This is a genomic window from Nitrincola alkalilacustris (assembly GCF_008973755.1).
Lineage (GTDB): Bacteria > Pseudomonadota > Gammaproteobacteria > Pseudomonadales > Balneatricaceae > Nitrincola > Nitrincola alkalilacustris.
In genome coordinates this window covers 23,303-37,500 of the sequence record NZ_WBOM01000008.1, presented here as the reverse complement: position 1 = coordinate 37,500, position 14,198 = coordinate 23,303, and the positions used below count along the sequence as shown (strand labels likewise).

Here is a 14,198-nt window from a genome sequence, read left to right as displayed (position 1 = left end):
CGGATAAAAAAGCAACAGATACTGGTTCAAGCCTTCTGGATTGCAAACAATGCCGGTATCATTCAGCGCTACTGATACACAGGGCCAAAAGCTCAGGTGTATGTGCTACTCAGCGTTTTAAGGACAGAAAGCATGTCAATTACCCAGCAGCTGGCCACCGAACTGGGTGCCAGACCGAACCAGATCGAGGCCACCATCGCCCTCATGGATGGCGGCGCCACCGTGCCCTTCATCGCCCGCTACCGCAAGGAGATCACCGGTGGGCTGGACGATATTCAGCTGCGTACCCTGCACCAGCGACTCGCATATCTGCGCGATCTGGAGCAGCGCCGCCAGAGCATACTGGAGCAACTGAAGAGCCAGGGCAATCTGACGCCCGAACTGGAGTCAGCGCTGCGTAATGCCGACAACAAGGCCCGTCTGGAGGATCTTTACCTCCCCTTCAAACCCAAGCGCCGCAACAAGGCCCAGGAAGCAAGGGAAGCAGGTCTGCAGCCACTGGCTGACAAACTGCTGCAGCCTGGCTCTGACCCGCTGAAACTGGCATCCGGCTACCTCAATCCCGAAGCCGGTATCAATGATACCGAAGCAGCACTCGAGGGTGCCCGCTTTATCCTGCTGGAACAGTTGACCGAGTCTGCAGATCTGATTGGACAACTGCGTACACTGCTTTGGAAGCAGGGAGAGCTGCAGGTCAGAGCCGCCCGCGGTAAAGCGGACCCAGACAGCAAGTTTCGTGACTATTTCGAGTACAGCGAAGCAATTGCCAAAATACCCTCGCATCGTGCGCTGGCAATACTGCGCGGGCATCAGGAGGGGGTACTGAAATATGCCCTGCAGTTGCCTGAAAACACCCGACAGAACCCGGCTGAGCTGATTGCCGACCACTGGCGTCTGCGCTTTGCATCCTCTTCAGCCTGGTTACAGACGACTCTGCAGCTGTGTTGGGACAAGAAACTCCGCCCACAGCTTGAGACAGATCTGATACGCCAGTTACAGGAGCAGGCCAGTGATGCGGCCATCTCCGTTTTCGGTCGCAACCTGCGTGATCTGCTGCTGGCACCACCGGCAGGTGCCAGAGCAACACTGGGTCTGGACCCTGGTCTGCGCACCGGCGTTAAAGTGGCAGTGGTTGATCCCACCGGTAAGCTACTTGAATGTGCCACCATCTACCCCCATGTACCCCATAAGCGCTGGAGGGATTCGCTGGATACCCTGTCGACCCTGTGCCGTCGTTACAAGGTCAGCCTGATCGCAGTGGGCAATGGCACCGCCTCGCGTGAAACAGAACAACTGGCTAAAGAGCTTGCTACGCGTGAGAAGGATCTGCAGATGCAGACTCTGCTGGTCAGTGAAGCGGGTGCCTCGGTATATTCGGCATCCGCCCTCGCCGCAGAGGAGTTTCCGGAGCTGGATGTCAGCCTGCGCAGCGGCATATCGATTGCGCGCCGGCTGCAGGACCCTCTGCCCGAGCTGGTGAAGATAGATCCGCGCTCCATCGGAGTCGGCCAGTATCAGCATGATGTGGATCAGACTGCACTGGCACAATCGCTCGACAGTGTGGTCGAGGATTGCGTCAACCATGTCGGTGTGGACCTGAACACCGCTTCACGTGAGCTGCTGTCCCGTGTTGCCGGATTGAACCGCACCACAGCAGAGAATATTGTGCAGTATCGTGAACAGCACGGGCGTTTTGAGGATCGTCAGCAACTGCTGAAAGTCCCTCGACTCGGTCCCAAGGCATTTGAACAGTGTGCGGGCTTTTTGCGTATCCGTGATGGCCGCAACCCGCTGGATAATTCAGCCGTGCATCCCGAGTCCTATGCTCTGGTGCGACGTATTGCGCAGCAGCTTGGATGCCAGCCTGACCAGTTGCTGGGCAACGCTGAACGACTGAGCAAGGTGGATGTCGAAGCGCTGATTACACCTGAGTATGGGCGTTTCACGATCATCGATGTGCTGCGCGAGCTGGAAAAACCCGGTCGAGATCCGCGCCCGGCCTTCCGCTCGGTCAACTTCGATGAGCAGGTCCAGACACTGAATGATCTGCAGCCAGGCATGCAGTTGGAAGGCGTCGTGACCAACGTCACCAACTTTGGTGCCTTTGTGGATATCGGCGTGCATCAGGATGGTCTGGTACATATATCACAGCTGGCAGATCGCTTTGTCAGCGACCCGCACGAAGTGGTTCAGAGCGGTGCCATCGTGCAGGTTCGTGTGGTGGAGGTGGATGTCGCCCGCCGCAGGATTGCCCTGTCGATGAAGTCGGCACCAGAGGCTGGAAAGACTGCTGCGACACCTGATAAGTCGATGCGGCAGAGCAAGCCAGAACTACAGAAACCAGAGCCACAGAAAACCGTGGAAGGAAGTCTTGCCGATAAACTGAGAGCAGCCGGCCTGGTCAAGGGTCGCTGAACAGATGGACGCTTTGAGGACACTGCAAACCAGTGCTCCTGGTTTATAATGGTGTCTACCCATAAAAAGTCCGAGCAGAGATCAGAGCTTTGTCAGTCACTCTAGAGCATCACCTGAACCAGCTTGTCAAACATGGCCACAGCGGTCTGCTGACACAACTTCAACATGGCATAGAGAAAGAGGGGTTGCGCGTTGACCTGCAAGGCAGACTTGCCCAGACACCGCATCCACGATCACTGGGGTCTACACTGACCCACAGCCAGATCACCACGGACTACTCTGAGGCACTGATGGAGTTCATCACGCCGGTATTCCAGCGCCCGGATCTGATGCTGCAACATCTGGAAGATCTGCACCGTTTCAGCTACGCCAGACTGGAGCAGGAGTTGATCTGGTGTGCCAGCATGCCTTGCAATATCTTTTCGGAAGAGGAGATACCGATCGCCGAGTATGGCCACTCCAACATCGGACGGCTCAAGCATATCTACCGTGTTGGCCTGCAGCACCGCTACGGCAAGATGATGCAGACCATTGCCGGCATTCATTATAATTTCTCGCTGCCTGAACAGCTCTGGCCCGTCTGGCAGGAGATGTCCGGCAACCTCGACAGCATGACGGCGTTTCGTTCCGCCAGCTACTTCACCCTGATCCGCAACTTCAGGCGTTACAGCTGGCTGCTGCTCTATCTCTTCGGTGCTTCACCGGCCCTGTCGAGCAGCTTCCTTCAGGGACGTGATCATCAGCTCGACACACTGAACCAGGACACCCTTTACCTGCCCTGGGCTACTTCACTGCGCATGAGTGATCTGGGGTACTCTAACCGCGCGCAGTCTGCACTGAACATCTGTTTCAATCAGCTCGGCAGCTATACTGACTCCTTGCAACAGGCTATTCGCACACCTCATCCGCAGTATGAAAAGCTCGGCGTGAAGGTCAATGGCAGTTATCAGCAGTTGAACAGCAATATCCTGCAGATTGAAAACGAATACTACAGCGATATCCGTCCGAAACGCGTGGCAGAGTCAGGAGAAAAACCGATTCATGCACTGCGCGAGCGCGGCATTCAATATGTAGAGGTGCGTAACACGGATATCAATCCACTGCTGTCGGTCGGTATCAGCCTGGAGCAGGCGCATTTCATGGATGCATTTCTGGTCACTTGTCTCTATTGCAACGACGCCATCATCAGCGATGACGAGTGCGCGCTGCTGGCGCAGAACCACAATCGCATTGTCAATCGTGGCCGGGAACCGGGACTGCTACTGCTCAGCAATGAAGGAGAGGTACCGCGGGAAGTGCTGGGTGCCAGAATTCTGCAGCAGGTGGATATGACTGCTCAACTGCTGGATCAGGCTGCAGGCACCCGGCATTATCGACAGGCAGTCGCGGCACAACAGGCCAAGCTGGAGAACAGTGCTCTGACGCCTTCAGCGCAAGTGCTTGCCTCTTTACAGGCCTCTGGCACCAGTCATCATGAGTGGGTTCTGGCACTGTCAAAGCAGCACAGGGATGAGATCATGGCCACACCCCTGCCACCTGAGCTGCTGAAGCAAATGGCCTGCGAAGCCAACGCGTCCTTGCTTGAGCAGAGCAGTATTGAGGCCAGCGATACTCAGGACTTCGATACCTTTCTGGCACAGTTCAACGCACAGTAAGCGGGTCGGGCACTGTGCCCGACCCGGCCTCATACCGACCTTTTACTGAGCTCTCGATTACTGAGCTCTCGTTTACTGAGCTTTCTTTTACTGGATCACCAGACTGGTGAAAAACAGATCATTGACCTGGGGCCTGCCGGTCTCCTCTATCAGCAGGCTCTGCACCACAATCAACGCCCTCTGAGCCAGAATCGCCTGGGCTTCAATCGTCGCCAGATCAGACTCCTGCTGCTCATTAAACAGGAACACCAGATCATTACGGATCTGTGGTATGTGTTTGCTGACATCACTGTGTGAGCCATTTTCCGCCAGTTGCAGCGTCACCTCCGCCTTCATGAAGCGCATCGGACCCGTATTCGGGCCAAAATTGGTCACAAAGGACTTCAGCTCGATATAGTTAAGATAATCCGGCTGCTGTGCTATCACAGAGGCCGACTTGGCCAACAAGGCCAGACAGAGTATCAAAAACAGAAAATGGTTCTTTACGCGCATCTTTAATCTCCCGATCTGATGCAGCCTGTAGGATCAACCCGCCGAGTATACACCAGATTAGCATCAGTCTCAGTTGCATGGAGTTTGAGTCTGGCATTACTATTGGAGCTCACAACTGACAACTCAGTTCCAGCGTAGTGACGGCAAGCGTGTTATAACTGCTGACTGCCGTAAGTGTATGGAGAAGTAACCATGTTAGAGAAATGCCGGAACGCCAAGGAAAGATGGGGTGGCGTCAGCAAGATCATTGATCAGTGGCTGGAGCAGCGACAGCAGCTTATCAGCACCTTCATCAACTTACCCGAAGCCCGGGTCGGCGAAGAGCTGAATCTGGAGCTGGACAAGTTCTGCAGCCTGCTGATGGATTACCTTTCATCCGGACACTTTGAGGTATATGAGCAACTGCTGCGCGAGGGCAGTGACTTTGCCGATGGCAGTGTTGAAAAAGCCCAACTACTGCTGCCGAAAATTCAGCCCTCGACTGATGTAGCACTGGACTTCAACGACTCATTTAACGGCTTTGATCTGCCGACACTCAGTGAACTGCGCGAATTTACAGCCGCACTGTCTCACCTGGGAGAGGAGCTGGAAGAGCGTTTCGAGATAGAAGATCAGTTGATCGAGGTGCTACACAACGCGCACCGAAGCCAGGTTACTGAGGCCTGACCTTGAAACGTCTCCGGCTCGCACTGCCTCTGCTGCTGTTGCTGCTGACCGGCTGCGATGGTGGCAAGCCCGAGCGCTGGGCCAGCTACACAGTTCAGGGGGCGTTTGATGCCAGCCTGTCCCATGATGGCCATTATGCGCTGATAGGCTCCATCGCCCATGGCGGCAGCCTGTGGGATACGCGTACAGATGAACGCCTGTATGACTGGAATCATCATCAGGGCGAGTTCACCAACATCAGCCAGAGTGGCTTTTCGCCAGAAGGCGACTATGCCATCACTGCCAACCCCCAGGATCTGGTGTTGTGGAGTGTGCAGTCGGGTGAGCCGGTCTGGTTCTGGAGCTCTCCCGGCGAGATTCTTGATCTGGCACTATCCAGCAATGGTGACTATGCCCTGTTGGGACTGGCCAACCATGAAGCTGTCTATTTCGATGTCAAGAACGGTGGCATCGTTCAGAGTCTCAGACATCCGGCACGGGTCAGGAGTGTCGCCCTGAGCCTGGATAACCGCTATGCCCTGACAGGCAGTGACGATTACATCACACGGCTGTGGGATCTTGCCAGTGGCGAGCTGCTGCACCAGGTCACCCTGGGTAATATTGTCGATACGGTTGCACTGTCACCGGATAATCGCATCGCTTTCAGCTCAGCAACACTGGATCAGGCGGTCCTGTGGGATCTGCAAACCGGTGAGATACTGCACCATCTGAGCGGGAACGAATCACTGATAAAGCGCCGCACAACCTATCTCAGCGCCCGTTTTTCCTCCAACTCTGAACAACTGCTGACCGGCACTGCAGCGGGTGCAGTGATACTCTGGAATACCGCAGACGGAAAACAGCTCCAACGCTGGCAGGCACACAAACTAAAGGCCTATGGCCCGACAAGTACGGGAATCTATGCTGTCAGCTTCGGCAGGGATGGGCGCTATTATGCGCTGGGATCAAACGGCGTACTTAACGTGTTGCGCTGAGCACTTTGCGCTGAACACCGAAAAGCAAGAGTTCACCGGTAGCCGGAGCTACCGGTTTTCGTAGGGCTAAGCCCGAGGATCAGGGATTGATCTGCAACAGCTCGACTTCAAAAACCAGTGTTTCGTTCGGGCCGATGGCATTTCCCATACCACCTTCACCATAGGCCAGTTCAGCCGGAATCACGAGACGGCTTTTGGCCCCCTCCTTCATCATCTGCAGACCTTCGGTCCAGCCGGGAATCACACCGTTAAGCGGGAAGGACACTGGATCATTACGCGAGTAGGAGCTGTCAAACTCGGTACCATCGATCAACTGGCCACGATAGTGAACCTTGACTGTATCTGCAGCGGTAGGAGACGCGCCAGAACCGGCTTCCAACTCTTCATACTGCAGGCCGCTGTCGGTAGTGGTGACACCCTTACGCTTGGCATTTTCAGCCAGATAATCCTGACCTTTCTTGAGATTTTCCTGAGACAGCACCTCAAACGCCTGACGACGCTCATCAGCAACGCGCTTCTGGTAGGCTTGCATCACCTCAGCGACTTCCTCGCGCGACAGCAAAGGCTCGCCCTCGGCATAGATGGTCTCGATACCTTCACGAAACGCATCCATATTCAGCACTTCGAAATCCTGCTTCAGACTGTCGCCCAGAATCAGCCCCAGACTGTAGCTCAGCTTCTGCTCTTCATCAGTCAGATCCACCGCATGTACCGCTGGCACTGCCATCATCGTTCCAGCGAGCATCAGCGCCAGTGTCGTTTTTCTCATCTTCACGTCCTTAAAACCTGTTGGATAAACTCATCGTTATGCTTAGTGAGACATTCAGGGTGAAAGTTCAGTCTGATCTGCCTCCGGTGGCCTATCATCGCAGTCTGCGACAGGAAAAGCGAGTCCCAGCAGGCACTGTACCTCTGCCAGACACTCTCCACCCGGCACTTGCTCCAACTGCGCCAGATAGATGTCGATATTCTCCCGTGCCAACATCAGGGGCTCTGACTCCTTATCTGCTGTCGACCAATGCATGCAACCTTGCCATAACCGCTGCAGCTCGACCTGTTCAGCCGCCAGCTCTGCCTGTTTAAGCTGCTGATAGCACTCATCCAGATCCGCATCATCACGCATCGATCTGACCCGATAACGCAACGTACGCAGTGGCTCCAGAACCGACTCCCGCCACTGATCAGCCTCTGTCAACTGATCAGGCTGAAGCCGACGGCCTGTTTGCCCCAGCCAGCAGCACAGCAGCAGACGATTGACACTCAATCCCCGCGCCTGGAGTGCAAGAGCTGAATCCTCAACGCCGGGCCGTTGATAAAGTGCGATGGCATAGCACCAAAGAGGGTTGTGAATGGACATCCTGTGTTAAAATCCCCGCATGATCAGACTACAGAACCTTAGCATACATCGTGGCGCTCAGCGCCTGCTTGAACAAGCCAATCTGACACTGCATAACGGCTGGAAAGTCGGCATAGTCGGCGCCAATGGCGTGGGTAAATCAAGCCTCTTCAAACTGCTGCTTGGCGAGCTGCATGCCGATGCCGGTGATCTGGAGATGCCATCCGGCATCACTATCGCGCACATGGCACAGGAGGTGGCCGAAACCAGCCGCACAGCGATCGATTATATACTGGATGGTGACCAGCGCCTGCGCCGGATTCAACAACAGCTCGCAGTGGCCGAAGAGGAACATCAGGCAAGCCGTATTGCAGAACTGCACGCAGAGCTCGAATCGGCTGACGGTTACCGTGCCGAATCCCGTGGGCACCAGCTGTTGGCAGGACTGGGCTTTGCTCCGTCGGATGCCGCACGGCGTGTCGGAGAGTTTTCCGGCGGCTGGCGCATACGACTCAACCTGGCCCGCGCACTGATGTCCCGTTCCGACCTGCTGCTGCTCGACGAACCGACCAACCATCTGGATCTGGACGCCATCATGTGGCTGGAGCAGTGGCTGCGCAGCTATCCGGGAACGCTGCTGCTGATCTCGCATGACCGTGACTTCCTCGACAATGTGATGGGCCATATCGTGCACATGTCGGCTGAACAGCTCACGCTGTATAAGGGTAACTACAGCGCCTTCGAACATATTCGTGCCGAGCGCCTGTCACAACAGCAACTCTCCTATGAGAAGCAGCAGGAACGGGTAGCACAGATAGAACAGTTCGTGCGCCGCTTTCGTGCCAAGGCGACCAAAGCCAAACAGGCGCAAAGCCGCCTGAAAGAGCTTGAACGCATGGAGCAGATAGCACCGGCACATGTCGACAGCCCCTTCAGTTTCAGCTTCGAATGCAGCAGCAAACTCTCCTTCCCTCTGCTGTCGATGCATAAAGCGGATCTCGGTTATCCCGACAAGATCATTCTCAGACAGGTCAGCCTGAATCTGGCACCGGGAGAGCGTATCGGCCTGCTCGGCCCGAATGGTGCAGGTAAATCGACCCTGATCAAGACACTCGTTGGCCTGATCTCACAGCAGAGCGGTGAGCGCCAGCAGGGTGAGCATCTGAAGATAGGCTACTTTGCACAGCATCAACTGGAAGCTCTGGATATGCATGCGTCCGCGATGCTGCACCTGCAGCGCCTGTCGCCGGATGCCAGTGAGCAGGAGCTGCGCAACTTTCTTGGCAGTTTCGGCTTTATCGGCGATGACGCACTGGATGCCATCGGCCGCTTTTCCGGGGGCGAGAAAGCACGCCTGGCGCTGGCCCTGATCGCCTGGCAGAAGCCCAACCTGCTGCTGCTCGACGAACCGACCAACCATCTTGACCTTGAGGTGCGCCATGCCCTGACGCTGGCACTGCAGTCCTTTGAAGGCGCCCTGATTCTGGTGTCACATGACCGACACCTGCTGCGAAACACGGTGGATCAGTTCATGCTGGTGGCAGACGGAGAGGTGACGGAGTTCAAGGGGGATCTGGACGATTACCACAAATGGCTGAGCCAGCGGGCCAAAGCACAGCAGCCGTCAGCGCAGCGCGACACTCAACCCTCCGAGAACCGCTCACTGAACGCGGTTGAGCGCAAGGAGCTGAAGCGGATTCAGGCTGAGCAGCGCGCTCGCCTCAGGCCGCTGAAGCAAAAAGTTCAGCAGCTGGAAAAGCAGATGGAGAGCATCAGTGCCAGGCTGAGAGAGTTGGAGTCGGCCCTGAGCGACCCCACTCTCTATGACAGCAGCAACAAGGATAAGCTGAAGCTGTTACTGGCTGATCAGGCGGAGCAGACGCGCCAGTCGGAGCAGGTCGAAATACAGTGGCTGGAACAGCTTGAAGCACTGGAGGAACTGGAACAGACACTGACTGAAGCCGAAAGCTGACAGTCAGTGCCGCTGCAGCAACTCAGTCAGCTCCATGATCCCTTCCTGATTGGCGATCAGATCACTGAGACAAGTATCAACTGCACTGGGCTTGAGCTGTAACAGCTCAAGCAAGGTCGGATCGAGCTCCATCAGAGGTCCATCACACAAGCCTTTCTGGCGCAGCAGACAGTTGGCCAGATGCAGCAACCTGGCATATACCGCAGCATCGCCCTCTATCTCGGGGTGGTTCTGATAGCGGACGGCAAAACAGACCTCTGACGGGATCGACCAGCTCTCCAACAACCAGGCACCTACCTGCTCGCGCGTCAGATTCAACACCTGCTGCTCCACCAACTCATAAGGCATATGTGGATTGGCTTCAATATAGCGCGTCAGGGTGGCAAACTGTGGCGGGAACAGATGCGCCAGCAGCAGATAACCAAAGTTATTCAGCAAACCCGACAGATAAACCAGGCCCGGCTTGGGTCTGATGGCAGCAGGCATACTCTTGGCAAGACGCTCAGCCAGAGTGGCCATGGTGACGGACTGTAACCAGAAAGGTGTTGCGCCACGAACGGAGTTGCCCGGTATCTGCATCACCTTACCCATCGCAACACCCAGTGCAAGGTTGACCACCAGATCAAAACCCAGCACGCGGATCACCGCATCATCCACCGACTCAAGTCTGCCAGGAGCCGCATAATAGGGCGACACAGCCCAACTCATCACCTGCGCGGACAGACTCGGATCAACCCGAATGACCGACAGCAGACGATCAACATCCGCCGAAGGATCGGAACGCAGCAACAGCAGCTTCTGTGTTGTCTGAGAAAAAGCCGGCAGGCCCAGAGTGTCCTCAAGGCGTTGTTTTACACGCAGTGCAGTAAAGCGCTCAACCGCATGGGTGATCGCCTCGGCACCGGCGTGTGGAGAGTGCTGCGCCTGCAGCATCTCACTGCTGAGCCCGAGGGGTCCCTGATACTCCGGCCTGGACAGCCAACCCGCCTGCAGCGTGAAGCGCAACTCACTGTGAGGCTCCCACAGCTCGATATCCTGATCCGGCAGGTAGTGCTCATCCAACACCAGAGGCATCTTCAGCAACTCTCGCTGACCTGCAGTAGTGCTCAATGCCTTCTGACCGAAGAATTTTGCGGCATCAACAGCGCTGGCTGGTTGCAACTGCCGACCGGTAAGACGCCAGACAACGGAGAGACTGAGCAGCGCGTGAGCCGGCAGTATCACCAGATGTTTACCGGCACTGTCATGCAGCAGCACCAAACGAGCAACGCCCCGCTCAGAGGGATCCAGTGGTTTGACTCCTACTGACAATTTATTACCTCCTGCCAATTATTTACGCTGAGACAATACAAATAGCCTCGCTGCAGTTTAGCAGAAGAAAGATCGAAGCTGATCAATTTTAAATGTCTGACCTCTGCGAAACCTGAGTGAGCCACGCCTGAGGATGCAGGACGAAGAAAGCGCTAGGGGCGGGTAATGCGGGTAACCGGACGCAGGCGACGCAGCTTGCGGATGACTCGTGCCAGATGCACACGATCCGCCACCAGCAGCTCCATCTCGACCTTATACATCTGGCCTTCACGCTCGCCACTGTCAATCTTGATGATATTGGCGGAAGCGCTGGATACAGCGGATGCCAGATTGGCAATAATACCGCGCTGGGATTCCACCTCGATATTCAGGCTGACGGCATACTCCTCCTCTCCTGACTGAGACCAGTCCAGGAAGATACACTTCTGTGGATCATCACGCAGCGAGCCAAGATTCCGGCAATCGGTCCGGTGCACAACCATGCCTCGACCGCTGCTGATATGACCCACAATCGTATCACCGGGAATCGGATGACAGCACTTGGCATACTGCAGCACCATCCCCTCTGCCCCTTGAATCGCAAGCGGCCTGCCACGTGGGGAAGAGGTATCAGTGGCCTCGTCATCCAACGCATCGGGCTTCAACTGTCTGGCAACAACATAGGCCATCCGATTGCCCATGCCGATATCTTCCAGAAGATCCTGCTGAGACGCCAGATTGGAGTCCTTGAGTACCTGCGCCATCTTATCCGGATCTATCGAATCCAGCGAACTGCCATAGTTGCCGAGGAACTGATTCAGCAACCGGCGGCCCAGCTCAACCGACTCATGCCGTTGCTGGTTTTTCAGAAAGTGACGGATACTTGATCTCGCCTTGCCGGTCACGACAAAGTTCAGCCAGGCCATGTTTGGCTGCGCACGTGGTGTTGTCACCACCTCGACCGTCTGACCACTCTGCAACGGCTGAGACAGGGGGGCCAGGCGCTTGTTGATACGACAGGAAACACAGGAGTTGCCGATATCCGTATGCACGGCATAGGCAAAGTCTATCGGTGTGGCACCATTGGGCAGTTCCAGAATCCGCCCCTTGGGGGTGAAGACATAGACCTCGTCCGGGAACAGGTCCTTTTTCACATGATCGATGAACTCCATCGAATCACCGGCTCGCTGTTGCATCTCCAGCAGTCCCTGCACCCATTTGCGGGCGCGGTTATAGGAACCGACGGCGCTGTCGGAATCGCCATACATCTTATAATGGCTGTGCTCAGCAATCCCCTGGCTGGCCACCGCATCCATCTCTCTGGTGCGGATCTGTACCTCAATGGTGATATCTCTGGCACCAAACAGGTCGGTATGCAATGACTGATAGCCATTGGCCTTGGGAATCGCGATATAGTCCTTGAAACGCCCGGGAACCGGCTTGTAGAGATTATGAACGGCTCCCAGAATACGGTAACACTCATCCACCGACTCGGTGACGACACGGAAGGCAAACACATCCATGATATCGACGAATGCCTTACGCTGAGACTTCATTTTGCGGTAGATGCTGTAAAGATGCTTTTCGCGACCTGAAACGATCCCCTTCAACCCTTCCATCGACAGGCGAGTCCGGATTGACTCCTCTATCTGGGTGATGATGTCCCGGCGCTGGCCTCGCGCTTTGACCACGGCACGTCGAATATACTTGGCCCGCATCGGATGGTGCGCCTGAAACGCGAGATCTTCCAGCTCAACCTGCAGATCCCTCATCCCCAGCCGGGCAGCAACCGGCGCATAGATATCCAGCGTTTCGCGTGCAATACGACGCTGCTTCGGAGCAGGCATCGCGCCCAGAGTGCGCATGTTGTGCAGTCGATCTGCCAGTTTGACGATAATGACACGGATATCCGTGGCCATCGCCAGCACCATCTTCTGAAAATTCTCGGCCTGAGCTTCCGCCCGGGTTTCAAACTCCAGATGGGTCAGTTTCGATACACCCTCAACGATCGTAGCGACCGCCTTGCCGAACTGTTCCTCGATTCCGCTGTAGGTGATCTCGGTATCTTCGATCACATCATGCAGCATGGCCGACATCAGACTTTGATGGTCCATATGCATGGCTGAGAGAATAGAAGCGACCGCCAGCGGATGAGTGACATAGGGTTCGCCACTCTTGCGCCGCTGGCCATCGTGCGCCTGTTCGGCATAGAAATAGGCACGACGAACCTGTCGAACCTGTTCAGGTTCGAGGTACTCCGTCAAACGGTGTGACAGTTCGTCGATGGTTGGCATCAATCCTCCGGTAGCACTGGCAATTCCGAGTGCTGTCCTGCTAAGGGGCTGTTAACCTTGATGATGCCGCATATACGAGCAGAGGAAAAGAGGAGATCAGATATCTTCGATACCATCCAGAATCGTTCTGTCTATAAAGCCTTCGCTGATTTCACGCAGCGCAACAACTGTCGGCTTGTCGTTTTCCCAGTCTACCTTGGCATCCTTACCGCCTGTTGCCAGCTGACGGGCACGCTTGGAGGCCACCATCACCAGCTCAAACCGGTTATCAACATTATCCAGACAATCTTCAACGGTTACACGAGCCATTTCGTACCCCAAAAACAGATAAACAGATTGAAATCAGAAGAACCGCGTAGTCTACGGGTTGATCAATGTGTAGACAAGAGATCTGTCAATAAGTTTTGATGGCGTCGCTGCTGGACCTCCTGTCGCAGGCGGCGTCCGCGGAACAGACTGGTCATATCGGCCAGAGCTTCCTCGAAGTCGTCATTGATGATCAGATAGTCGAACTCGGGATAGTGGCTCATTTCGCTGACTGCCTGTTCCATACGCCCCGCGATCACCTCTGCCGAGTCCTGCCCTCTGCCGGTCAGGCGCTGCAGCAGTGCGTCACGACTCGGTGGCAGAATGAAAACCGACATCATTTCAGGCATCAGGCGTCTGACCTGCTGCGCGCCCTGCCAGTCGATCTCCAGGATCACATCCCGTCCCGCCTGAAGCTGCTCCCGGACCCAGACCTGTGAGGTGCCATAAAGATTGCCGAACACCTCGGCATATTCCAGAAAGACGCCTTCCCCCACCATCGCAATAAATGCTTCTCGTGTTGTGAAGTTATAGTCCTTGCCGTCTGTCTCGCCAGGCCTGATCGCACGGGTGGTATGGGATACCGATACGACTATCTGCTCGTCACGCTCGAGCAGCGCCTTGACCAGACTGGTCTTGCCGGCACCCGACGGGGCAGATATCACATAAAGGGTTCCTAAGCTCATGGCGGACTCACTCTTACTGGTCTTGATACAGGGACACAAGGCTGAATATTCAATAGCGAATTATGCCTTACCCTGCAGTACAGATCTATTGATATGCCTCGCACCATTTTGA

12 protein-coding genes are annotated in these 14,198 nt (G+C 55.6%); 5 read left to right on the top strand and 7 right to left on the bottom strand.

Annotation, left to right across the window (positions count from 1 at the left end; genetic code table 11):
• The first annotated feature begins 132 nt into the window (after positions 1 to 132).
• Complete coding sequence (locus F7R27_RS14395; protein WP_151704968.1) at positions 133 to 2,415, top strand: Tex family protein; 2,283 nt, start codon at positions 133 to 135, stop codon at positions 2,413 to 2,415.
• An 89-nt stretch (positions 2,416 to 2,504) separates the two neighbouring features.
• Positions 2,505 to 4,070: a glutamate--cysteine ligase gene (gshA, locus tag F7R27_RS14390; protein ID WP_151704967.1), complete on the top strand. Its 1,566-nt coding sequence runs from the start codon at positions 2,505 to 2,507 to the stop codon at positions 4,068 to 4,070.
• Positions 4,071 to 4,157: 87 nt separating this feature from the next.
• Here gshA and F7R27_RS14385 read toward each other — a convergent pair whose 3' ends face one another.
• A complete protein-coding gene (locus tag F7R27_RS14385; protein ID WP_151704966.1) occupies positions 4,158 to 4,562 on the bottom strand; it encodes a flagellar basal body-associated FliL family protein in 405 nt (134 codons plus the stop codon).
• 192 nt (positions 4,563 to 4,754) lie between these two features.
• Between F7R27_RS14385 and rsd the strand changes: the two genes are divergently transcribed.
• Positions 4,755 to 5,228, top strand: coding sequence for a sigma D regulator (gene rsd, locus F7R27_RS14380; protein ID WP_151704965.1), 474 nt, complete (start codon positions 4,755 to 4,757; stop codon positions 5,226 to 5,228).
• 2 nt (positions 5,229 to 5,230) lie between these two features.
• Positions 5,231 to 6,202 (top strand): WD40 repeat domain-containing protein, encoded by a 972-nt coding sequence (locus F7R27_RS14375; RefSeq protein WP_240776384.1) that lies wholly within the window; start codon positions 5,231 to 5,233, stop codon positions 6,200 to 6,202.
• A 79-nt stretch (positions 6,203 to 6,281) separates the two neighbouring features.
• Here F7R27_RS14375 and F7R27_RS14370 read toward each other — a convergent pair whose 3' ends face one another.
• Entirely contained in the window at positions 6,282 to 6,971 is a 690-nt protein-coding gene (locus tag F7R27_RS14370; protein ID WP_151704963.1) for a BamJ family beta-barrel-assembly machinery protein, read from the bottom strand.
• A gap of 54 nt (positions 6,972 to 7,025) precedes the next feature.
• The gene (locus tag F7R27_RS14365; protein ID WP_151704962.1) at positions 7,026 to 7,559 is read right to left on the bottom strand and encodes a TIGR02444 family protein; all 534 of its coding nucleotides are present in this window, start codon (positions 7,557 to 7,559) and stop codon (positions 7,026 to 7,028) included.
• Positions 7,560 to 7,578: 19 nt separating this feature from the next.
• Between F7R27_RS14365 and F7R27_RS14360 the strand changes: the two genes are divergently transcribed.
• Positions 7,579 to 9,510, top strand: coding sequence for an ABC-F family ATP-binding cassette domain-containing protein (locus F7R27_RS14360; protein ID WP_151704961.1), 1,932 nt, complete (start codon positions 7,579 to 7,581; stop codon positions 9,508 to 9,510).
• A 3-nt stretch (positions 9,511 to 9,513) separates the two neighbouring features.
• On the opposite strand, the gene F7R27_RS14355 is transcribed toward F7R27_RS14360, so the two are convergent.
• The 4 genes from F7R27_RS14355 to gmk form a co-directional block, all read right to left on the bottom strand.
• On the bottom strand, positions 9,514 to 10,821 hold the full coding sequence (locus tag F7R27_RS14355) for an HDOD domain-containing protein (protein WP_240776383.1): 1,308 nt from the start codon (positions 10,819 to 10,821) through the stop codon (positions 9,514 to 9,516).
• Positions 10,822 to 10,973: 152 nt separating this feature from the next.
• On the bottom strand, positions 10,974 to 13,094 hold the full coding sequence (spoT, locus tag F7R27_RS14350; RefSeq protein ID WP_151704960.1) for a bifunctional GTP diphosphokinase/guanosine-3',5'-bis pyrophosphate 3'-pyrophosphohydrolase: 2,121 nt from the start codon (positions 13,092 to 13,094) through the stop codon (positions 10,974 to 10,976).
• Positions 13,095 to 13,190: 96 nt separating this feature from the next.
• Entirely contained in the window at positions 13,191 to 13,403 is a 213-nt protein-coding gene (gene rpoZ, locus F7R27_RS14345) for a DNA-directed RNA polymerase subunit omega (protein WP_151704959.1), read from the bottom strand.
• Between the two features lie 62 nt (positions 13,404 to 13,465).
• On the bottom strand, positions 13,466 to 14,086 hold the full coding sequence (gene gmk / locus F7R27_RS14340; RefSeq protein ID WP_151704958.1) for a guanylate kinase: 621 nt from the start codon (positions 14,084 to 14,086) through the stop codon (positions 13,466 to 13,468).
• Positions 14,087 to 14,198 lie beyond the last annotated feature (112 nt).

Coding starts and splice junctions, on each gene's coding strand:
- F7R27_RS14395 (WP_151704968.1), top strand. CDS start 133: ATGTCAATTACCCAGCAGCTGGCCACCGAACTGGGTGCCAGACCGAAC.
- F7R27_RS14385 (WP_151704966.1), bottom strand. CDS start 4,562: ATGCGCGTAAAGAACCATTTTCTGTTTTTGATACTCTGTCTGGCCTTG.
- rsd (WP_151704965.1), top strand. CDS start 4,755: ATGTTAGAGAAATGCCGGAACGCCAAGGAAAGATGGGGTGGCGTCAGC.
- F7R27_RS14370 (WP_151704963.1), bottom strand. CDS start 6,971: ATGAGAAAAACGACACTGGCGCTGATGCTCGCTGGAACGATGATGGCA.
- F7R27_RS14365 (WP_151704962.1), bottom strand. CDS start 7,559: ATGTCCATTCACAACCCTCTTTGGTGCTATGCCATCGCACTTTATCAA.
- F7R27_RS14360 (WP_151704961.1), top strand. CDS start 7,579: ATGATCAGACTACAGAACCTTAGCATACATCGTGGCGCTCAGCGCCTG.
- spoT (WP_151704960.1), bottom strand. CDS start 13,094: ATGCCAACCATCGACGAACTGTCACACCGTTTGACGGAGTACCTCGAA.
- rpoZ (WP_151704959.1), bottom strand. CDS start 13,403: ATGGCTCGTGTAACCGTTGAAGATTGTCTGGATAATGTTGATAACCGG.
- gmk (WP_151704958.1), bottom strand. CDS start 14,086: ATGAGCTTAGGAACCCTTTATGTGATATCTGCCCCGTCGGGTGCCGGC.